Origin of the sequence: Brevundimonas sp. (assembly GCF_036963785.1) — a bacterium.
GTDB lineage: Bacteria > Pseudomonadota > Alphaproteobacteria > Caulobacterales > Caulobacteraceae > Brevundimonas.
Genome location: NZ_JBALUS010000001.1, coordinates 368,761 through 388,439, shown reverse-complemented (window position 1 = coordinate 388,439; position 19,679 = coordinate 368,761). Strand labels below are relative to the sequence as shown.

Here is a 19,679-nt window from a genome sequence, read left to right as displayed (position 1 = left end):
CGGTCGTGACGCTGCAGTTCCAGACCACGCCCTCTCCCAATTTCGATGCCCGACGCGGCCCGCCCGATATGCTGGTGCTGCACTATACGGGTATGCAGACGGCCGAAGAGGCCATCGCCCGGCTCCGCGATGCCGAGGCGCGCGTCTCGGCCCACTATGTCGTCGATGAGGACGGCACCCTCTATGCCCTGGTCCCCGAGGAGCGCCGCGCCTGGCACGCGGGCAAGGGCGTCTGGCAGGGCGAGACCGACTGCAATGCCGCCTCGATCGGCATAGAGATCGTCAATCCGGGGCATGAGTGGGGCTATCGCGACTTTCCCGACGTCCAGATCGATGCGGTCATCGCGCTGATCGCCGACATCCGCAGCCGCTGGACCATTCCGGACGACCGCATCATCGGCCATTCCGACCTGGCGCCTGACCGGAAGGAAGATCCGGGCGAACGCTTTCCGTGGAAACGGCTGGCGGGCGAGGGGCACGGGCTGTGGTTCGAACCGGCGGCCGAGCGGGTGGCGGCGCTGGGCGCGCCCCTGCGGCCCGGAGATGCGGGGCTGGGCGCGACGGTGCTGAGCGCGGGTCTGCACAAGCTGGGCTATGGCGTTGAGCCGCGCGGCGAATACGATGAGCCGCTGAGGCTGGCGGTCACGGCGTTCCAGCGGCACTGGCGGCCCGGACGGGTAGACGGCGTGGCCGACGGAGAGACCCGCGCGCGGCTGGTCGGGCTGTTGCAGCTGGCGCGGCTCACGGCCGTCGATGGTCCGGCCTAGCCTATGGCCCGAACGCCGGATCGGGCCGAGCTGGCGCGCCGAGCCGCTGAAGCGCGGGAGGTTCACCGCCAGCGTGTGCGAGAGGCGGTACAGAGACGCGGCCTGGCCTCGGTCATGAACCAGACGCGGTGGGAGGCGCTGATCGCTGCGATCCACCGACTGCCCTTTGCGCCAGCCTATTATGTTCAGGAGGTGCTGGGGTCTCGCGAGTCCCTTGCGTGGGAATTCAAATCAACGAGCACGGGGTGCTGGTGCGCCGAATGCCTGGGGCCCTTCCATGCCATTGAATGGATGTGGATCATTCCGCGGCTCTGGCGACGGGATGGGGCCCTGCTAGCGCCTGTCCTGGTCGACGACTGCAGCATCGCCCTGCGGAGCGAACTGGACGGTATTCCCGTGCCCTATTTCGAAGACGGCCGCGGGTTCTGGATCCAGGGCTATTCGGCGGGCGATCCGACACTGGGACCGCCGGAGCAGGCCGCCTGACATTGACGCCATGTCTGGCAAGGCGCATCTGTGCGTCGCCAGACGGTCGGACGGTCGCGGCAGGTTTCGGCCTGTCGAGGAAAGTCCGGGCTCCACGGTGAAAAGGCGGCGGGTAACGCCCGCCCGGGGTGACCCGAGGGACAGTGCCACAGAAAGCAAACCGCCGGCCTTTCGAGGCCGGTAAGGGTGAAAGGGTGGGGTAAGAGCCCACCGCGTCGACGGCAACGGAGACGGCACGGTAAACCCCGCCTGGAGCAAGACCGAATAGGGATGTCGTGCACGGTCCGCCGTGCGGGGGTCACCGCCCCAGATGTCCGGGTAGGTTGCTGGAGCCGGTCGGCAACGATCGGCCAAGAGGAATGACCGTCCATGCTCCCTCGGGGGCGGGACAGAACCCGGCTTACAGACCGTCTGGCATTTTTATTTGAGAGCCTACCGCTCGCGACGCGGTCGCTCGCTGCTTGAGGCGGGTTCTTTGCCTACCGCTCGCCGCGCGGCGGCTCGCTGCTTGAGGCGGGATTTTTGGCCTACCGCTCGCCACGCGGTGGCTCGCTGCTTGAGGCCGGCTGAGGCGCGTTAACCCGTTGAGCGGAAAGGTGGCGCAGACTGTGTCCCCAGGCTGTTAATACTTTTGATGTTCGCTGTATGTTCCGATCTCTACAGTCCTGTTGACAAGAGTTGTCCCGGTTCATGGTTAAGGATCGTCAACTAATCCCATTGAGACCCATTTCATCCCATGCTATCCCAGTCGCATGATTTGGGGTGCCTGACGTCGCCTGGACGTCGTGACAAGAGCCAAGGGGCGGGCCGGAAGGCCCGAATGGGACGGGGTGTTTCTCTCGACGGTCGAGAAACAATTGGATGCGAAGCGGCGGCTGCTGATCCCGCAGGACTTCCGCACCTCCGAAAACGGGGCCGAGCACGCCATCTTCGTCTTTCCGTCGATTGAGGCCGACTGCCTGGAGGCGGGCGGCGACCCCCTGTTCGCCACCTATGTCGAGATGATCCGGTCGCTGCCGTTCGGCTCGGAGCAGCGCTCGGCGCTGGAGTGGCAGGTGCTGGGCGAGCAGACGCGGCTGACGTTTGACGGCGGCGGCCGGGTGACCCTGCCGGAGAGCCTCATCCAGGATGCGGGTCTGGGCGAGACGGTGGTGATCGTGGGGCTGGGCGACCGGTTCCAGATCTGGAACCGCGAGGCCTGGGTCGCGCGGCGGGCCGAGCGTCGTCAGCTGGCGCGTGCGGGCATCGCCGAACTGGGCGCCCTGCGGCTGGCGGCCCAGCTGAAGGTTGAAGGGGGCGGGTCATGACCGACGCGCCCCGTCCACATATTCCGGTACTACTGCAGGCCGTGATTAAGGCCGTGCGCCCGGCGGCCGGCCAGCGGGTGGTGGATGCCACCTTCGGTGCCGGTGGCTATTCGCGCGCGTTCCTGGAAGCCGGGGCCGAGGTCATCGCCCTGGACCGCGATCCCACGGTGCAGCCCTATGCCGATGCGCTGGGCCGCGACTTTCCCGGGCGCTTCCGTTTGATCCCGGCCGCCTTCTCCGATCTGGCCGAGGTGCTGGCGGATGAGGCGCCGGTCGATGCCGTGGTGTTCGACATCGGCGTCTCGTCGATGCAGCTGGACCAGGCCGAGCGCGGCTTTTCCTTCATGAAGGACGGGCCGCTGGACATGCGGATGTCGCGCGAGGGCGAGAGCGCCGCCGATATCGTCAACAGCTGGGACCACGGACCGCTGGCGCATATCTTCAAACTGTACGGCGATGAGCGTCAGTCGGGCCGGATCGCCACGGCCATCCTGCGCCGGCGGGTCGAGCGCCCGTTCGAGCGGACGCTGGACCTGGCCGATGTGGTCGAGGCGGCGCTGGGCGGCCGGCGAGGGGCGCCCACCCATCCGGCCACGCGCGTGTTTCAGGCGCTGCGCATCGCGGTCAATGACGAGCTGGGCGAGCTGGCGCGCGGACTGGAAGGCGCCGAGGCGGTCCTGCCGGAAGGCGGGCGGCTGGCGGTCGTGACCTTCCACTCGCTGGAAGACCGGATGGTCAAGAGCTTCCTGACCGAGCGCACCGGCAACACGCCCGGCGGGTCACGCCATGCGCCGCAGGTGATCGAGACGCGCAAGCCCAGCTTTGACCTGCAGTTCAAGGGCTCGGTCGACGCGACGGACGAGGAACTGGCGGTCAATCCGCGGGCCCGGTCCGCCCGCCTGCGGGCGGCGGTCAGAACCGACGCTCCGGCGTGGGGGAGGCTGGCGGCATGACGGCCCTGAAACGCCTGTTCGACTGGAAGGTGCGCGGGATCCGCTGGGTCGAGATCTTCGGCATCCTGTGCGTCGCGGCCATGCTGCTGTCGGTCTATCTGACCAAGGCGGCAGCGGCGCGCCAGTCGAACCGCATCGCCGAGCTGGAGCGTGAGATCGACCAGTCGTCGATGCGGGTGCGCATGCTGCGGGCCGAGGTGGCGCGGCTGGAGAGCCCGGCGCGGCTGGAGGCCCTGTCGCTGCAGGCCGGTCTGGCCCCGATCGGCCAGCCGCCGGCCGTCGAGGCGCCTGTCGCCGAAGACCTGCCTGTTGAAGATGAGGCGGTTGAGCCCGCTCCGGTCGAGGAGGCGGCGCAATGAGCGTGCAGCCGCATCCCTCGTCCGTGCGCCGTCCGGCCGGGCGACGGCCCCGACTCCAGACGCCGTCGTGGCGCTGGCTGGCCGAGGGCGTGTGGTGGGTCGAGCACGGGTTCGAGCGCGCCCGCGCCCATGCCCGCCCCGAAGAGGACAGCCGGGTCCGCATCTTCCTGGTGCTGGCGGCCTTCGGACTGGTGTTCGCCGGTCTGGGCCTGAAGGCGGGATATGCGGCCCTGTTCGAGCCGGTGGACGTCGGCTATCGCGGCGCCGCCTCGGATCGCAGCCGCGCTGATCTGGTGGATCGCAACGGACGGCTGCTGGCCACCGATGTGATCTTCTATGCCATGTTCATCGACCCGTCGCAGGTCTGGGACCGGGACGTGGCCTTCCGCGAAATCCGCCGGGTCATGCCCGGCCTTGATGCCGACCGCCTGAAGGGCGCGATCTGGGGGGACCGGCAGGTCATTGTCGCCAGCGGTCTGACGCCGGACGAACGCGCCCAGGTGCACGATCTGGGGCTGGGCGGGGTGACCTTCGCCATGGAAGACGGCCGGGTCTATCCCCTGGAGGGCGAGGCGAAACACCTGATCGGAGCGACGGATACCGGCGGGCAGGGCATCTCCGGGGTGGAACTGGCCTTTGATAAGGAACTGCGGGCCGAGGGTGCCGCGGGCGCGCCGTTCGAGCTGTCTATCGACCTGAGAATCCAGGGCGTGGTCGAGAGCGAACTGGCCACCGCCATGGCCGAGACGGGCGCCAAGGCGGGTGTGGCGATCGTCACCAATGTGCAGACCGGCGAGGTCCTGGCCATGGCCAGCTGGCCCGAGACGGGCTCGCGCAATCTGGCGACCTCGGGCCACTATGAGATGGGCTCGGTGTTCAAGAGCTTTGCCGTGGCTGCCGGGCTGGATACCGGCGCAGCCGACATGACCACCCTGTTCGATGCGTCCGAGCCTTTCATGATCGGCAAGCGCCGGATCACGGACTTCCACGCCCAGAACCGCATCATGACGCTGGAAGAGGTCTATCTGCACTCGTCCAACATCGGCACCTCGCGCCTCGCGGTGCAGATGGGGCCGGTTGTGATGAAGGACTATTTCGGGCGGCTGGGCCTGCTGGACCGGGCGCCCATCGAACTGCTGGAATCCGCCGCCCCCAAGGTGCCCGACGACTGGACGCCCTCGACCCTGGCGTCGCTGTCGTTCGGCTATGGCATCATGGTGACGCCGGTGCAGGTGATCGCGGCGGTCGGTTCGCTGAGCAACGGCGGGCGCTATGTGCCGCTGAGCCTGCGCAAGGGCGGGGCCGTCGGCGTGGAACCGCGGACGGTGGTCACCCCGCAGACCAGCCTCAACATGCTGGACCTGATGCGCCGAAATGTGGTGCGCGGCTCGGGCGGGCGCGCCAATGCCCCGGGCCTGCGGGTCGGCGGCAAGACCGGCTCGGCCAACAAATGGACCGGCAGCCGCTATGATCCGGCGGTGGCCGTCGGCACCTTCATCGGCGTCTTCCCCAGCGACGGGCCGCTGGATGCCCCCCGCTATGCCATTCTGGTGCTGGTCGACGAGCCGGGCGAGTACCCGCGCACCGGCGGCTTTGTCGCGGCGCCTGCGGTTGGACGGATCGCCGATCGCATCGCGCCGTTCGTCGGCGTCGAGCGTGCCGACGACCGCTGGCAGCTGGCCGATGGCCGCCCGAATCCGACGCTCAAGGACATGGAGGCCTCGCTGTGATGCACGGCCAGCGCCTGTCCGATCTGCTGAAGCGGGACGTGCCGTCCGATCCGATGATCACCGGCGTGACGGCGGACAGTCGCCGGGTCGACGCCGGCAGCCTGTTCGTCGCCCTGCCCGGAACGGTGCAGGACGGGCGGGCCTTCATCCCGCAGGCGCTGGCCCGGGGCGCGGCCGCTGTGCTGGCCCCGGCCGATACGCCGATCGGCACCGCGCCGGTTCTGGTCACGGCCGGCGATGTGCGCCGCGCCTATGCCCTGGCGGCACGGGGGTTCTACGGGACCCAGCCGAAGACCTGCGTGGCGGTGACGGGCACCAACGGCAAGACCTCGGTCGCTACCTTCTGTCGCCAGATCTGGGCGCGGATGGGTCTGGTCTCGGCCAGCCTGGGCACCCTCGGCGCCACGGTCCAGCGGGGCACGGAGCTGAGCGCCCTGACCGGTCCTGGCCTCACCAGTCCGGATGCCGCCGAGGCCGCGCGCCTGCTGGCCGAGATGGCGGCCGGTGGCGTGACCCATCTGGCGCTGGAAGCCTCGTCGCACGGGATCGACCAGCGGCGACTGGACGGCGTCAGCCTGAAGGCGGCGGCCTTTACCAATCTGACCCAGGATCATCTGGATTATCACGGCGATATGGACGCCTATCGTGCGGCCAAGCTGCGTCTGTTCGAGACCCTGCTGCCCCGCGGGCGGACGGCGGTTCTGAATGCGGATTCCGAAGCCTATTCCCGCTTTGCCGCCGCCGGGATCATGTCGGGACTGGACATCATGGGCGTTGGCGAGCGGGGGCGTGACCTGACGCTGATGGGACGCGAAGCCCGGCCCGAGGGCCAGAAGCTGGTGCTGGAATATCGCGGCGAAACGCATGAGGTGCTGCTGCCGCTGGCGGGCGCTTTCCAGGCGTCGAATGCCCTGGTCGCGGCAGGTCTGTGCATCGCGGGCGGCGCGGTCGTCGGGGATGTGCTGGCGGCGCTGGAACAGATCGAGGGCGCCAGGGGGCGGCTGGAGCGCGTCCGGGCCGGTGAAGCCGGCGGCGGCGCCGAGGTCTATGTCGACTATGCCCATACGCCCGACGGGCTGGAGACGGTGCTGAAGGCGCTGCGGCCCCATGTGCGTGGCCGGTTGATCGTGGTGTTCGGTGCGGGCGGGGACCGGGACCGGGCCAAGCGACCCCTGATGGGGCAGGTGGCGGCCGAGCTGGCTGACCTCGCGATCGTGACCGACGACAATCCGCGATCCGAGGATGCCGCGACCATCCGGGCCGAGGTGCGGAACGGCTGTCCGGATGCCGAGGAAATCGGCGATCGGCGCATGGCCATCCATTCGGCGATCGACCGGGCACGCGCGGGAGATGTGGTGCTGATCGCCGGAAAGGGGCATGAGCAGGGGCAGATTGTCGGCAAGGCGGTGCATCCGTTTGACGATGTGACCGTCGCCAGTGAGGCCCTGAGCGTTCATGCCTGAGACCCCCGTTTTGCCGCTCTGGACCGCTGACGAAATTGCCCGTGCGACCGGCGGCCAGAGCCACGGTCCAGAGTTTGCCGCCGACGGGGTCGCCTTCGACAGCCGCGAGATCGAGCCGGGCAAGCTGTTCGTGGCCCTGCGCGGCGCGCGCGACGGTCATGACTTTGCAGGGACGGCCTTCGAGGCCGGTGCGGCGGGCGCGCTGGTGGAGCGCGTCGTGGACGGCGGGCCCTGCATCACGGTGGTCGATACGCTGAAGGCGCTGGAGGCCCTGGGTCAGGCCGCGCGTGACCGGTCGTCGGCGCGGCGGGCGGCGGTGACCGGCAGTGTCGGCAAGACCAGCGTGACCCAGGCGATCAAGGCGGGGTTGGATCTGGCCGGTCCGGGCCATGCCTCGGTCAAGAGCTACAACAACCATATCGGCGTGCCGCTGACGCTGGCGCGCATGCCGCGCGAGACGGCGCGCGCCGTGTTCGAGATCGGCATGAATGCGCCGGGCGAGATCGCGCCCCTGTCGCAGATGGTGCGCCCCCATGTGGCCTGTGTGACCACGGTCGGGCCCGTGCATATCGAGGCCTTTGCCGACGGCGAGGCCGGGGTGGCGCGCGAGAAGGCGGCTGTGTTCGAGGGGCTGGAGCCGGGCGGCATCGCGGTGATCAACGGCGACAATCCCTGGACGCGCCTGCTGGCCGAGGTCGCGCGAGAGCACGGGGCCGAGGTGCGGCTGTTCGGCAGCGCGGCCGACCATGGTGCGCGCCTGCTGGACTTCCGGCCCGACGCGGAGGGGGCCACGGTCTCGGCGACCTTTGAGGGTCAGGCGCTGGAGTTTCGCCTGCGCCAGTCGGGCTATCACTGGGGGCTGAACAGTCTGGCGGTGCTGACGGTGCTGCGGGCCATGGATGTGTCGCTGGAAACGGCGCTCACGGCACTGGCCGGGTTTTCGCCGCTGGCGGGTCGCGGACAGGTGCGGCAGGTGCGGCTGGCGTCCGGCGGTGCCTTCACCCTGATCGACGAGAGCTACAATGCCAATCCGCTGTCGATGACGGCCGGGTTCAGAAGCCTGGGCGCGCGAACGGTGCCGGAGGGGGGACGCCGCGTGGTGTTCCTGACCGACATGCTGGAACTGGGCGATCAGGCCGAGGCCATGCACGCCGGACTGGCCGACCCGCTGGCTGCGGCGAAGGTCGATGCGGTCCATACCGCCGGTCCGATGATGCGTCATCTGCACGACGCCCTGCCGCCCGCGATGCGCGGTGCGTGGCAGGAGACGGCGGCGGAACTGGCGAATGAGGTCGCGGCCCTCGTGCGCGACGGAGATACGGTCATGGTCAAGGGATCGAACGGCTCTCGCGCCGGGCAGATCGCGACCGCCCTGGCTGCCTTGCATTCTGACGATGGGGCTTAAGGAGGCCGTCCGAGGTGTTTTACCTGCTCTATCTCTACTATGCGGATATCGCACAGGATTATCCGCTCCTGAACCTGGTCCAGTACCAGACGGTGCGCGTCGCCCTGGCGCTGGCCACCGCCATGATCGTGGCCGTGGCCATGGGCAGCCGCTTCATCGCCTGGATGCGCAAGAAGCAGGGCAAGGGCCAGCCGATCCGCGAGGACGGGCCGGTCTCGCACCTGTCCAAGGTGGGCACGCCGACCATGGGGGGACTGATGATCCTGGCCGGGATTGCAGCGGGCGTGCTCCTGTGGGGGGATTTGACCAATCCCTATCTGTGGATCGTGTCGTTCGTGACGGCGGCCTTTGCGGTGCTGGGCTTTGTCGATGACTACGCCAAGGTGTCGAAGCAAACCTCGGCCGGGCTGACCTCGAAGCAGAAACTGATCGCCCAGACGATCGTCGCGGTAATCGCCGGTGTGCTGACCGTGCTGTGGATGACGCCCTCGACCTCGGCGGGGCTCGAGACCTCGGTCGCCTTCCCGTTCTTCAAGGATGTGCTGCTGAATATCGGCTGGTTCTATGTGGCGTTCGCGGCCTTCACCATCGTCGGGTTTTCCAATGCGGTGAACCTGACCGACGGGCTGGACGGGCTGGCCATTGTGCCCGTGATGATGGCCTCGGCCGCATTCGGCATGATCGCCTATCTGGCCGGCAATTTCGTCTTCTCCGAATATCTGCAGATCCACCATGTGCCGGGGGCCGGCGAGCTGGCGGTGTTTCTGGCGGCCATCATCGGCGGGGGCACGGGCTTCCTCTGGTACAATGCACCGCCGGCAAAGATCTTCATGGGCGACACCGGATCGCTGGCGCTGGGCGGGGCCCTGGGCGCCGTGGCCGTGACCACCAAGCACGAACTGGTGCTGGGCATTGTCGGCGGCCTGTTCGTGCTGGAGGCACTCTCGGTCATGATCCAGGTCGGCTATTACAAGGCGACCAAGAAGCGCGTCTTCCTGATGGCGCCGATCCACCACCATTTCGAAAAGATGGGCTGGCCCGAGTCGACCGTGGTGATCCGGTTCTGGATTGTGTCGGCCATGCTGGCGCTGGCGGGTCTGGCGACCCTGAAGCTGAGATAGACGATGATCCGGGTCCCCGGCTTTGAGGGCAGGCGGGTCGCGGTCTTCGGCCTTGGACGGTCGGGGCTGACGGCGGCGCGTGCGCTGAAGGCCGGGGGCGCCGAGCCGGTGCTGTGGGATGACGGCATCAGCAGTCGCATGCAGGCTGAGGCCGAGGGGTTTGTGGTCGAGGACCTGACGACCGCCGACTGGTCTGGCTTTGCCGCCCTGGTGCTGGCGCCGGGGGTGCCGCTGACCCATCCGGTGCCGCACTGGACCGTCGAGAAGGCGAAGGAGGCCGGGATCGAAATCGTCGGCGATCTGGAGCTGTTCGCGCGGGCGCTGGCGGCGCTGCCGAAGGGCGATCGGCCGCAGGTGGTGGCGATCACCGGAACGAACGGCAAGTCGACCACCACGGCCCTGACCGCCTGGGTGCTGAAGCAGGCCGGGCTGACGGTGCATATGGGCGGCAACATCGGCATCGGCGTGCTGGCCCTGCCGGAGCCCACGCCGGGCGCGGTCTATGTGATCGAATGCTCGTCCTATCAGCTGGACCTGACCACGCGCTTTGCGCCGGATGTGGCGATCCTGACCAACATCAGCCCCGACCATCTGGACCGGCATGGCGGGATGGAAGGCTATGTGGCGGCCAAGGCGCGGATCTTTGCGCATATGGCCGAACGGGGTACGGCCCTGATCGGTGTGGATGATCGCTGGGGGCGCGACGTGGCTGCACGGGTCGCAGGAGCCGTCCCGGTCGGAGCGGACGGGGTGTATCGACCATTTGCAGGACGGCTGGAGACCTCGTCGGAGGCCATTGGCCTGTCCGGCGCGCGCTCTCTGGCGGGCCGTCACAACGCCCAGAACGCGGCCTTCGCCTATGGAGCGGCGCGCGCGCTGGGGGTGGACCATGACGTGGCCGTGGAAGGCCTGCTGTCCTTTCCCGGGCTGGCGCACCGTATGGAACCGATAGGCCAAATCGGTCAGGTGACGTTCGTCAATGACTCCAAGGCGACCAATGCCGATGCCGCGCGGCAGGCGCTGGCGGCCTATGAGCGGGTGTTCTGGATCGCCGGGGGGCGGGCCAAGGCGGGCGGGATCGACGATCTGGCCGAACTGTTCCCGCGCGTGGTCGAGGCCTTCCTGATCGGGGAGGCGGCCGGGCCGTTCGCGGCGGCGCTGGGAGAGGTGCCCCACCGGATCAGCGGCGACATGGCGAGCGCCGTCCAGCAGGCGTTCGAAGCGGCCTCAAGGACCGGCCGCGACGAGGTGGTGCTGCTCAGCCCCGCGGCCGCCAGCTTTGACCAGTTTCCGGATTTCGAGGTGAGGGGAGAGGCGTTCCGCGCCGCCGCCCTGGCCCTGGGTGCCAAGGCGGAGGGCTTGGCATGAGCCAGACCTATGTGCCGCCCTTTTCTCGCAGCGACCAGAGCCTGCTGGCCCGGTGGTTCTGGACGGTGGACCGCGGGCTGGTGATCGCCGCCCTGTCGTTGATGGGCATCGGCGTGGCCCTGTCGTTCGCCTCCAGCCCCGCAGCGATCCTGGCCGACGAGGGGCTGTCGAACCCGTTCCACTATTCGATCCGCATGATCGTGTTCGTGGCGGCCGGGGTCGGGGTGATGCTGGGCGCGTCCCTGTTGTCGCCCCGGGGCGTGCGGCGGGTGGCGGCTTTTGCGCTTGTCGGGGCGCTGCTGGTCATGGCGATCCTGCCGATCCTCGGCAATGAGGCCAAGGGGGCGACCCGGTGGATCCTGATCGGGCCGTTCAGCCTGCAGCCGTCCGAGTTCGCCAAGCCGGCGCTGATCGTGCTGGCGGCCTGGATGTTCGCCGAGGGGCAGAAGGGGCAGGGCGTGCCGGGCGTGTCGATCGCCTTCGGCTTTTACGCCGTGACGGTCGGCCTGTTGCTGATCCAGCCGGACATTGGCCAGACCCTGCTGATCACCACGACCTTCATGGCGGTCTTCTTCATGGCAGGCGTGCCGTTGAAGTGGATGGCGGTGCTGGGCGGGCTGGTGATGTCGGGCATCTTCTCGCTGTATTTCCTGTTCGATCACGTCCGCGAGCGGGTGGCCAAATTCCTGGCACCCGGTCAGGAAGACACCCACCAGATCGACCGGGCATCGGAGGCGATCCGCGCCGGCGGCCTGTTCGGGCGTGGGGTGGGTGAGGGCGTCATGAAGCGCCACGTGCCGGACCTGCACACGGACTTCATCTATTCGGTCGGGGCGGAAGAGTTCGGCCTGATCCTGTCGCTGGTGATCATCAGCCTCTATGCCTTCATCGTGCTGAGAGGCCTGTCCCGGGCCATGCGGCTGAACGACCCGTTCGAGCAGACGGCGGCCGCAGGGCTGTTCATGCTGATCGGCCTGCAGGCGGCGATCAATATGGCGGTCAACCTGAACCTGATCCCGACCAAGGGCATGACCCTGCCCTTCATCAGCTATGGCGGATCGTCGATGGTGGCCATGGGACTGACCATGGGGCTGGCCCTGGCCTTGACCCGCAGGCGAGCGGGCGCCTACGAGCCCGGGACCGGTCGTCGCCCGGCGCCCAAGCTGGGCCGCATTCTTCCATAGGGACATCCATGACCAAGGTCTGTGTCGTTGCTGCCGGGGGAACCGGCGGGCATCTGTTTCCGGCCCAGGCGCTGGCCGAGGAGATGGCGCGGCGCGGCTGGCGGATCGTGCTGGCGACCGACCGACGCGGCCAGGCCTTTGCCGAGCATTTTCCGGCCGATGAGCGACTGGCGCTGGACTCGGCGACGGGTAGCGGGCCGGTCGGGCTGCTGAAAGCCGGGGCCAAGATCGCCATCGGCGTGGCCCAGGCGCGCAAGGCGTTTCGACGGCTGGACGCTTCGGTGGTCGTGGGCTTTGGCGGTTATCCCTCGGCGCCTTCGCTGCTGGCGGCGATGAGCATGGGTCTGCCGACCTTGATCCATGAGCAGAACGCCGTGCTGGGCCGCACCAACCGGCTGCTGGCCGGACGGGTCGGGACGGTGGCCTCGGCCTTTCCCACGCTGGGGCGTCTGCCCGACGGGCTGAAGGACCGGCTGGAAGTGGTCGGCAATCCGGTTCGGCCGCCGATCGCGGCGCTGGCGGGCAAGCCCTATCGTGCACCGGGTGCCGGGGACGACATCCACCTGCTGGTGACGGGCGGCAGCCAAGGCGCGCGCATCCTGTCGGACACCGTGCCGCGCGCGATTGCGGCCCTGCCCGAGGCGCTGCGCAAGCGGCTGAAGGTGGTGCAGCAGGCACGACCGGAGTTTCTGGAGGCCGCCGCCGTCCTCTATGCCGGGGCAGGCGTCGCTGCCGAGGTCGCGCCCTTCTTTTCGGACATGGCGGCGCGGCTGGCCGAGGCGCATCTGGCCATTGGCCGGGCCGGGGCCTCGACCTGCACCGAGCTGGCGGTGGTGGGGCTACCGTCGGTTCTGGTGCCGCTGAAGATCGCCACCGATGACCACCAGCGCCACAATGCGAGCGGTCTGGTCGAGGCAGGGGGGGCCGTGCTGATCCTTGAGGATGATCTGACGGTCGAAGGGTTGACCGCCACCCTGTCAGCCATTTTGGGCGAGCCGGGCCGCCTGGCGGCGATGGCCGAGGGCGCGCGGGCTGCGGCCCTGCCCGATGCGGCGGCGCGGCTGGCCGATCTGGTCGAGAGCGCGGCTGGCTGACGCGGTCAGGCGTCAGGGATCGGGAGCTGACCGCCCGCGACGCACACCTGCTCGACGTCAAACCAGTCTTCCAGCATGGCTTCCCGGGCTTCGGGTGTGCTCTGCTGGCCGAGGATGCCGGTGAACTGATCAGAAATCGCAGCCGCGCGTTCGATCACGTCGTCGGGCGTCAGGCCAACCCGACCGCCAAGGACTTCAGCCCGTTCGAGGAAGACGACCGTCATGTCCTCATAGATCTGGACACCGTCGAGGGCCTCGATCTCCGGCTGGCGCGAATGGGCAAAAAAGATGCCGGCGCAGACTATGCTGTCCTCAAGATCGAGCGGCTCTACAGTCGGATCCTGGGCGGGCAGGCCGGCGAGGCTTAGGGAAAGGGCAATCATGGAAAATGCGGTCATGGTCGTCTCGCTGCTGAGGCAAGGGGGCAGAAAAACATCAGGCCCCGGCGTGGGCCGGAGCCTGATGATGCAATCTGATCAGGTCAGGGGTTGATCAGACGTCTTCGAGGACGGCTTCCAGGCAGCGTTCGAGGCCCGGGCCCCAGTTGATGATGACATTCTCCTTGGCGTTCATCGAGCCCTGGGCATCGACCCGTTCTGCGATCTGGAGGGCCTCGGCGACGGCGGCCTCGATGACCTGGTCTTCCGTGAGGCTGCGGGCGGCCGGCAGGGCCTGGGCGCGGGTCAGCATGACGCCGGTGGCGGCCTCCAGGGCGCTGACGTCTTCCGGATCCGACGAGATCTTCGAAAAGGCGAAGAACATGGCCGAGCAGGTCACGTGCTGCTGGTAGGTCAGATCGGCGCTCTGGGCCGAGGCGGTACCGGCGGCCAGCATGGCAAGGGCAGCGATGCCGCCGGCGAGGGTGAACTTGTTGGTCAGCATGGTTTGCTCCTGTTGCGTGAACCCTTGGTACCGCAAAATCCTGTCAGGCCCCCCTGACTGTTCCTGACCATGGCAAATCCCGGAGGAACTGCCTAGGGCGCGAGAGCACGGTGTGCGACGGCACAGGGCGCTATCGCAGCCACCTCTATTCGGCGAGGGCTTGCTGCCCCGCTATGACGGCGGATTCCACCGTTCTCAGGACCGGCCCGGGGCGGGCGTCGGAACAGGCGGCGGCCAGCAGTTCGGCGGCGTCTCCGCCCGGAGCCGCCGGATAGGCAGGATCGGTGTCGGGCATTGCAGGGCCCTCGATCCCGCCCTCGGACACCGAGGCGAAGTCCAGCCGGTCAGCCGTTCGAGCGGCGCAGTCGAAGGTCCACCACGACCAGCCGCCCCAGAAGGCTTTGCCATCGACCTCGAAGCCGGGCTCGACCACCTGCAGGGACCGGAGGCGGGCATGATCGCCCGAGCGGGTGCGGGTCGAAAGGTCGGCGAAGACGGCAAACCGGCCGACCCCGGTCAGAAGCAGTTCCGGCCCCACAGGCGCGGGCGGGATCGTCCGGCATCCCGCCAGGGCCATCCCGGCCGCGAGGGCGAGCGCGATGGATTTCATTAACCGCATCCGATCATCCCGTTTTTAGAGGGGCGTTGTATCGTCCCGCCATGTTTGACCAGCAGCTCGCTCTCTCCAACGTGGTTGCCGCGCCGGACCGGCGCCGGAGCTCGCGCATGCCTCACCGGCGGCAGCGCCGCAGTGGCGAGCGTATCCGTCTGCTGGGCCAGGTGATGGACAAGGTGCGGCCCGAAGAGGTGATGCACCAGCTGGAGACCTGGGTCGAGGCCGGGGTGAAGGCGGTCATCGCCAATCACAATCTGCACAGCCTGCATCTGATCCGGACCGAGCCCAGGCTGGCCGAGTTCTTTGCCCGGGCCGATCTGGTGCAGATCGATTCCACGCCGCTGATCGCCTTCGGGCGCCTGGTGGGGCGAGGGACACGGCGCAAGCATCGCTCGACCTATCTGGACTGGCGCGAGCATTTCTGGAGCCTGGCCGACCGCAAGGGCTGGCGGGTGATGTTCATCGGCGGGGCCGACGGCGTGGCCGATGCCGCGGCAGAGCGCCTGAGGGCGCGCCACGGCCGTGTCGAACTGTCGGTCCGGTCGGGCTATTTCGATGCGACGCCGGGATCCGAAGACAACCGCAGGCTTGTGGCCGAGGTTACCGACTTTGCGCCGCAGGTGCTGCTGGTCGGCATGGGCATGCCGCGACAGGAAATCTGGATCGCCGACCATCTGGACGCCCTGCCGGACTGCGTGGTGCTGAACGTCGGGGCTGCCTTCGACTATGAGGCCGGGGTCCAGAAGGCCGCGCCGCGCTGGATGGGCAAGGCGGGTCTGGAGTGGCTGTATCGGCTGGCGGTGGACCCCCGCCGTCTGTTCCACCGCTATTGCGTGGAGCCCTGGCACCTGATGGGGCCGATCATGGATGATTTGAAGGCGGCGCTGAGGCGCTGAGGCCAAGAGCCGATGGGCTATTCGCCTGTTTCCGGCATTGGCCCGAAGCAGGTCTCGTAGCGCTCTTCCCAGTTTCCGAGTGCCCAACCTGTGCCGCCTTGTTGGCGTTGTGCCCGCGATCCTACCCATTGTGATGACCGGCTGACACGATCAACGTCGTCCTGGAGTTGCCGGACGACCGGGGGCATGCCCGCGTCAACGCCCGCGTAGTCGTGGACGTGCTTCTCCACACCGCCTGCCCGAAGCACTAGAACGTAGGTCGGATTGTCGGTGACATCTGACTCGTATTCGTCATTCAGAGACAGAAAATCAGAAGTCTCGACATGACGGATGAGGGCTAGCGCATCCCTGGCCGGAATGGTTCCGGACTGTCGGCCCAACGTCAGCACATTGCTGACCCCACAGTATCGCACCTGACCATCTCCTCGCACCGTCACCCAGTAATGAGGGCAGGTGCCAAAGCATGAGGTGCGGATCAGAGACACCGTCGCAAGCGATAAATCCGCCCCCTCGGGCAGCGGTTGATACTCGCCCGGCGCCGTAAGGGCGAGCGAAAGGCCAATCACAGTGGCCGCTCCGGCGAGTGCGAGCGTGCGCCACGGCATCACGCCACCAGTTTCTCGGCCTGTTTCAGGTCGACGCTGATCAGCTGTGAGACGCCGCGCTCGGGCATGGTGACGCCGTACAGGCGGTCCATGCGGCTCATGGTCACCGGGTTGTGGGTGATGACGATGAAGCGGGTGTCGGTGCGGTTGCGCATCTCGTTCAGCATGCGGCAGAAGCGGTCGACATTGGCGTCGTCCAGCGGCGCGTCGACCTCGTCCAGCACGCAGACAGGGGCCGGATTGGCGAGGAAGACGGCGAAGATCAGGGCGGCGGCCGTCAGGGCCTGCTCGCCGCCGGACATCAGGCTCATGACCGCCAGCCGCTTGCCGGGGGGACAGGCGTAGATCTCGAGGCCGGCTTCCAGCGGATCGTCGCTCTCAACCAGTTTCAGCTCGGCCTGACCGCCGTCGAACAGGGCCTCGAACAGGGCCTTGAAGTTGTCGTTGATAATGTCGAAGGCGGCCAGCAGGCGCTCGCGGCCCTCGGCATTCAGTTCGTCGATGCCGTCGCGCAGGCGGGCGATGGCGCCGGTCAGGTCGGCCCGCTCGGTGCGCATCGCCTCCAGACGATCAGCGTATTCTCCGGCCTCCTCCTCCGCGCGCAGATTGACAGCACCCAGATGTTCGCGCTCGCGCTCCAGCCCGGACAGCAGGCTTTCCGCGCCGGCGACGTCGGCGGGGCGGGCGACGGCGTCTTCGGACAGCTTGGCCTCGAGGGCTTCGGGCGTCAGCTGCGAAGCCTCACGCAGGCGGTTGACGGCGAGGTCGAGGGCGTCCTCGGTCGCACGGGCCCGCTCGACCAGACCGGCGCGGGCCTCGCGGGCCTGTGAAGCGGCGGCATCGGCGGCGCGGGACGCCCGGTCCGCTTCGGTGGCCCGGGTCTCGGCGACAGCGAGGGCGTCGGACGCGGCCTTCTTGCGCGTTTCGGCGGCGGTCAGGGTGTCGAGCAGGGCATTGCGCTTGCTCGTGAACTGCTCCGGGGCCTGAGCGGCGACCTTGAGCTGATCGGCGGTGGTGGCCTGTTCAGCCTCAAGGGCGGACAAGCGGGTGCGGGCCTCCTGTCCTCGGCCGGACCAGGCATCGCGCTCGCGGGTCAGGGTTTGCAGTTGACGGGTGCGGCCCTCGACCGCGCGGGCCTCTGTGTCGCGCTCCAGACGGGCCTGGGCGGTGGTGGTGCGGGCAGTCTCGGCCGCCGTCCGGGCTTCGGCAACCCGGGCCCGGAGGTCGTCGGCGGATGTGGCGGGGCTCTCGATGGCGCGGGAGTCCTCGACCGCCGTGACGGCTGCTGCGATCTCGGTGTCGAGGCGGGCCAGGGCCTCGTCCAGCGACTGGGCGCGCGCTTCGCGCCGGGCGGTGTCGCGGGCCAGCGCCTCGACGCGGTCGCGGGCGGCCGCCACCGCCTTGTCGAGGGCGAAGGGCACGAGGCGCGCGGCCTTCACGGCTTCGTCGGCGGCGCGCAGCCGTTCGGTCAGGGATTTCAGCTCGGCCTGGGCGGAGTCCAGCGCGGGGCGGCCCTGATCGATGTCGGTCTCGACCTCGGACAGGCGGGTGCGCTGTTCCAGGCGGATGGCGGCGGGGCGGGGGGCCTCGGCCCGGACGACCAGCCCGTCCCAGCGATAGAGGTCGCCCTCCCGCGTCACCAGACGGGCACCGACGGGCAGGCGCCGCGCCAGACTGGAGGCCTGGTCGGCCGCAGCCACGCCGCACCAGGCGAGGCGGGCGGACAGGGCGTCCGGCGCGGTGACATGGTCCGAGAGCGGCGCGACCCCCTCGGGCCAGACGGGCGGCGCGGCATCGGCCCCGGACCAGTGGGCCGCGGCGGCGGGGTCGAGCGCGGCGTCCAGGTCTTCGCCCAGAGCTGCGGCCAGCGCGGCCTCATAGCCCCGGGCGGCCTCAACCGAGTCGAGGGCGGGCGGATGGTCGCGTTTGCCCCGGGCCAGAAGCTGGGCCAGGCCCCGGGCCTCGGTCTGCAGGCGGCCCAGCTTGTCCTCGAGCGTGCGGGCGGCGGTGCGGGCGTCCTGTTCGCCACGGGCCAGTTCGGCGCGGTCGGCTTCGGCCTGTTCGACCGCGTCGCGGGCGGCGGCCAGATCGGCCTGGGCCCTGGCCAATGCCGCTTCGGCCTCGGCCTGTTCAGGCGTGTCGGAGGGCGCCAGCGCCTCACGCTCGGCGGCGGTCTGGGCGCGGGAGGCCTCAAGCCGCGCCAGCCGGGTTTCCGCTTCCTCGCGCCGGGCGGCCTCGGCGCGGGCGCGGGCCTCGACGGCGGCCAGCTCAGAGGTCAGACGCTCGACCTCGGCCTCGGCGGTCTGGCGCGCGGCCTCGGCCTGTTCGAGGGCGCGATCCAGTTCGGGGCCACGGGTCGGCGCCGCGGCGATCTCGGTTTGGAGGGCGGTGACGGCCTCGGTCAGTCGGGTCAGCTCGCCCTCGGCATCGCCCGCCATGGCCGTTTCGCGGGCGAGGTCGGCGGCGATGCGGGCGGCTTCGCGCTCCAGCCGTTCGACCTCGGCGCGGGCCGCCTGCTCGGCCATGTCGAGGCGGTCGCGCTCCAGCGTGGCGCGGTGCAGGACGGCCCCGGCGACGGCGTCTTCCTCGCGGGCGGGTTTGAGGCCTTCCTGGGCCCTGAGGGCCTCGGTGCGGGCGTGGGCGGCGGCGACCTCGGTCTTGCCCACCTCGGACTCCGCCTCGCGCAGGGCGGTTGTGGCGTCGTCGCGGGCCTGGACGGCTTCCTTCCACCGGGCCAGCAGGACGGCGGACTGCAGGGCGCGGATCTCGGCGGAAATCTTGCGGTATTTCTCCGCCTGACGGGCTTCGCGCTTCAGGCGGGTGAGGGCGGTTTCCAGCTCCTTGCCGATGTCGTCCAGCCGGTCGAGGTTGGTCTCGGCGGCCTTGAGGCGCAGCTCGGCCTCATGCCGGCGGGTATGCAGGCCCGAGACGCCGCCGGCCTCTTCCAGAATGCGGCGGCGGTTCTGGGGCTTGGCGGCGATCAGCTCCGAAATCTGGCCCTGACGCACGAGGGCCGGGGAGTTGGCGCCCGTCGAGGCGTCGGCGAACAGCAACTGGACGTCGCGGGCGCGGACCTCCTTGCCGTTGATCCGGTAGGTCGAGCCCTGGCCCCGGTCGATGCGGCGCGAGACCTCGAGCACGGCAGAATCGGTGAAGGGCTGGGGCGCGCGGCGCTGGCTGTTGTCGATGCTGAGCGAGACCTCGGCATGGCTGCGTGCGGGACGGTCGGCGGCGCCGGCGAAGATGACGTCGTCCATGCCCTGGCCGCGCATGGCCTTGGCGGAGTTGGCCCCCATGACCCAGCGCAGGGATTCCAGCACATTGGACTTGCCGCAGCCGTTCGGTCCGACGATGCCGGTCAGGCCCGGGGTGATGTGCACCTCGGTCGGATCGACGAAGGATTTGAACCCGACAAGCCTGAGCCGCTGGAACTGCATCGGGCC

18 protein-coding genes and 1 other RNA gene are annotated in these 19,679 nt (G+C 69.0%); 14 read left to right on the top strand and 5 right to left on the bottom strand.

The features are described from left to right. The first annotated feature begins 5 nt into the window (after positions 1–5). The 13 genes from V7672_RS01975 to murG all read left to right on the top strand — a co-directional run bounded on the left by V7672_RS01975 (position 6) and on the right by murG (position 13,237). Positions 6–767, top strand: coding sequence for an N-acetylmuramoyl-L-alanine amidase (locus tag V7672_RS01975; protein ID WP_442888681.1), 762 nt, complete (start codon positions 6–8; stop codon positions 765–767). 3 nt (positions 768–770) lie between these two features. Further along, positions 771–1,253, top strand: coding sequence for a DUF6678 family protein (locus V7672_RS01970; protein WP_335622992.1), 483 nt, complete (start codon positions 771–773; stop codon positions 1,251–1,253). A 38-nt stretch (positions 1,254–1,291) separates the two neighbouring features. After that, positions 1,292–1,672, top strand: an RNA gene (gene rnpB / locus V7672_RS01965) — RNase P RNA component class A. A 411-nt stretch (positions 1,673–2,083) separates the two neighbouring features. Beyond that, positions 2,084–2,560, top strand: a complete 477-nt coding sequence (locus V7672_RS01960; RefSeq protein WP_226634819.1) for a division/cell wall cluster transcriptional repressor MraZ — start codon at positions 2,084–2,086, stop codon at positions 2,558–2,560. Then, positions 2,557–3,513: a 16S rRNA (cytosine(1402)-N(4))-methyltransferase RsmH gene (gene rsmH, locus V7672_RS01955; protein ID WP_335622991.1), complete on the top strand. Its 957-nt coding sequence runs from the start codon at positions 2,557–2,559 to the stop codon at positions 3,511–3,513. The genes V7672_RS01960 and rsmH overlap by 4 nt, the downstream gene beginning before the upstream one ends. Next, positions 3,510–3,872, top strand: a complete 363-nt coding sequence (gene ftsL, locus V7672_RS01950; protein WP_335622990.1) for a cell division protein FtsL — start codon at positions 3,510–3,512, stop codon at positions 3,870–3,872. The genes rsmH and ftsL overlap by 4 nt, the downstream gene beginning before the upstream one ends. Then, positions 3,869–5,602, top strand: coding sequence for a peptidoglycan D,D-transpeptidase FtsI family protein (locus V7672_RS01945; protein ID WP_335622989.1), 1,734 nt, complete (start codon positions 3,869–3,871; stop codon positions 5,600–5,602). Before ftsL ends, V7672_RS01945 begins: the two co-directional genes overlap by 4 nt. Beyond that, the gene (locus tag V7672_RS01940) at positions 5,602–7,065 is read left to right on the top strand and encodes a UDP-N-acetylmuramoyl-L-alanyl-D-glutamate--2,6-diaminopimelate ligase (protein WP_335622988.1); all 1,464 of its coding nucleotides are present in this window, start codon (positions 5,602–5,604) and stop codon (positions 7,063–7,065) included. The genes V7672_RS01945 and V7672_RS01940 overlap by 1 nt, the downstream gene beginning before the upstream one ends. Continuing rightward, positions 7,058–8,470: a UDP-N-acetylmuramoyl-tripeptide--D-alanyl-D-alanine ligase gene (locus V7672_RS01935; protein WP_335622987.1), complete on the top strand. Its 1,413-nt coding sequence runs from the start codon at positions 7,058–7,060 to the stop codon at positions 8,468–8,470. Before V7672_RS01940 ends, V7672_RS01935 begins: the two co-directional genes overlap by 8 nt. 14 nt (positions 8,471–8,484) lie before the next feature. Next, positions 8,485–9,591 carry a phospho-N-acetylmuramoyl-pentapeptide-transferase gene (gene mraY / locus V7672_RS01930; RefSeq protein WP_335622985.1) on the top strand — a complete coding sequence of 369 codons (1,107 nt, stop codon included), beginning with the start codon at positions 8,485–8,487 and terminating at the stop codon, positions 9,589–9,591. A 3-nt stretch (positions 9,592–9,594) separates the two neighbouring features. Beyond that, positions 9,595–10,959: a UDP-N-acetylmuramoyl-L-alanine--D-glutamate ligase gene (murD, locus tag V7672_RS01925; protein WP_335622984.1), complete on the top strand. Its 1,365-nt coding sequence runs from the start codon at positions 9,595–9,597 to the stop codon at positions 10,957–10,959. After that, on the top strand, positions 10,956–12,143 hold the full coding sequence (gene ftsW / locus V7672_RS01920) for a putative lipid II flippase FtsW (RefSeq protein ID WP_335622983.1): 1,188 nt from the start codon (positions 10,956–10,958) through the stop codon (positions 12,141–12,143). Before murD ends, ftsW begins: the two co-directional genes overlap by 4 nt. A gap of 8 nt (positions 12,144–12,151) precedes the next feature. Next, on the top strand, positions 12,152–13,237 hold the full coding sequence (gene murG / locus V7672_RS01915) for an undecaprenyldiphospho-muramoylpentapeptide beta-N-acetylglucosaminyltransferase (RefSeq protein WP_335622982.1): 1,086 nt from the start codon (positions 12,152–12,154) through the stop codon (positions 13,235–13,237). Between the two features lie 5 nt (positions 13,238–13,242). Here murG and V7672_RS01910 read toward each other — a convergent pair whose 3' ends face one another. The 3 genes from V7672_RS01910 to V7672_RS01900 all read right to left on the bottom strand — a co-directional run bounded on the left by V7672_RS01910 (position 13,243) and on the right by V7672_RS01900 (position 14,729). Beyond that, positions 13,243–13,635: a hypothetical protein gene (locus tag V7672_RS01910; protein WP_335622981.1), complete on the bottom strand. Its 393-nt coding sequence runs from the start codon at positions 13,633–13,635 to the stop codon at positions 13,243–13,245. A 94-nt stretch (positions 13,636–13,729) separates the two neighbouring features. Next, positions 13,730–14,119, bottom strand: a complete 390-nt coding sequence (locus tag V7672_RS01905) for a hypothetical protein (protein WP_335622980.1) — start codon at positions 14,117–14,119, stop codon at positions 13,730–13,732. 145 nt (positions 14,120–14,264) lie between these two features. Then, on the bottom strand, positions 14,265–14,729 hold the full coding sequence (locus V7672_RS01900) for a hypothetical protein (protein WP_335622979.1): 465 nt from the start codon (positions 14,727–14,729) through the stop codon (positions 14,265–14,267). 116 nt (positions 14,730–14,845) lie between these two features. Between V7672_RS01900 and V7672_RS01895 the strand changes: the two genes are divergently transcribed. Beyond that, positions 14,846–15,631: a WecB/TagA/CpsF family glycosyltransferase gene (locus tag V7672_RS01895; protein ID WP_335622978.1), complete on the top strand. Its 786-nt coding sequence runs from the start codon at positions 14,846–14,848 to the stop codon at positions 15,629–15,631. 17 nt (positions 15,632–15,648) lie between these two features. Here the strand turns inward: V7672_RS01895 and V7672_RS01890 are convergent, their stop codons facing one another. Then, positions 15,649–16,236, bottom strand: coding sequence for a DUF6438 domain-containing protein (locus V7672_RS01890; RefSeq protein ID WP_335622977.1), 588 nt, complete (start codon positions 16,234–16,236; stop codon positions 15,649–15,651). After that, on the bottom strand, positions 16,236–19,673 hold the full coding sequence (locus V7672_RS01885) for an AAA family ATPase (RefSeq protein WP_335622976.1): 3,438 nt from the start codon (positions 19,671–19,673) through the stop codon (positions 16,236–16,238). The genes V7672_RS01890 and V7672_RS01885 overlap by 1 nt, the downstream gene beginning before the upstream one ends. Positions 19,674–19,679: the final 6 nt, after the last annotated feature.

What these genes read in the sequence shown, in the direction of transcription:
- V7672_RS01970 (WP_335622992.1), top strand. Translation starts at nt 771, where the DNA reads ATGGCCCGAACGCCGGATCGGGCCGAGCTGGCGCGCCGAGCCGCTGAA.
- rsmH (WP_335622991.1), top strand. Translation starts at nt 2,557, where the DNA reads ATGACCGACGCGCCCCGTCCACATATTCCGGTACTACTGCAGGCCGTG.
- ftsL (WP_335622990.1), top strand. Translation starts at nt 3,510, where the DNA reads ATGACGGCCCTGAAACGCCTGTTCGACTGGAAGGTGCGCGGGATCCGC.
- V7672_RS01945 (WP_335622989.1), top strand. Translation starts at nt 3,869, where the DNA reads ATGAGCGTGCAGCCGCATCCCTCGTCCGTGCGCCGTCCGGCCGGGCGA.
- V7672_RS01940 (WP_335622988.1), top strand. Translation starts at nt 5,602, where the DNA reads ATGCACGGCCAGCGCCTGTCCGATCTGCTGAAGCGGGACGTGCCGTCC.
- V7672_RS01935 (WP_335622987.1), top strand. Translation starts at nt 7,058, where the DNA reads ATGCCTGAGACCCCCGTTTTGCCGCTCTGGACCGCTGACGAAATTGCC.
- murD (WP_335622984.1), top strand. Translation starts at nt 9,595, where the DNA reads ATGATCCGGGTCCCCGGCTTTGAGGGCAGGCGGGTCGCGGTCTTCGGC.
- ftsW (WP_335622983.1), top strand. Translation starts at nt 10,956, where the DNA reads ATGAGCCAGACCTATGTGCCGCCCTTTTCTCGCAGCGACCAGAGCCTG.
- murG (WP_335622982.1), top strand. Translation starts at nt 12,152, where the DNA reads ATGACCAAGGTCTGTGTCGTTGCTGCCGGGGGAACCGGCGGGCATCTG.
- V7672_RS01910 (WP_335622981.1), bottom strand. Translation starts at nt 13,635, where the DNA reads ATGACCGCATTTTCCATGATTGCCCTTTCCCTAAGCCTCGCCGGCCTG.
- V7672_RS01905 (WP_335622980.1), bottom strand. Translation starts at nt 14,119, where the DNA reads ATGCTGACCAACAAGTTCACCCTCGCCGGCGGCATCGCTGCCCTTGCC.
- V7672_RS01900 (WP_335622979.1), bottom strand. Translation starts at nt 14,729, where the DNA reads ATGAAATCCATCGCGCTCGCCCTCGCGGCCGGGATGGCCCTGGCGGGA.
- V7672_RS01895 (WP_335622978.1), top strand. Translation starts at nt 14,846, where the DNA reads ATGCCTCACCGGCGGCAGCGCCGCAGTGGCGAGCGTATCCGTCTGCTG.
- V7672_RS01890 (WP_335622977.1), bottom strand. Translation starts at nt 16,236, where the DNA reads ATGCCGTGGCGCACGCTCGCACTCGCCGGAGCGGCCACTGTGATTGGC.
- V7672_RS01885 (WP_335622976.1), bottom strand. Translation starts at nt 19,673, where the DNA reads ATGCAGTTCCAGCGGCTCAGGCTTGTCGGGTTCAAATCCTTCGTCGAT.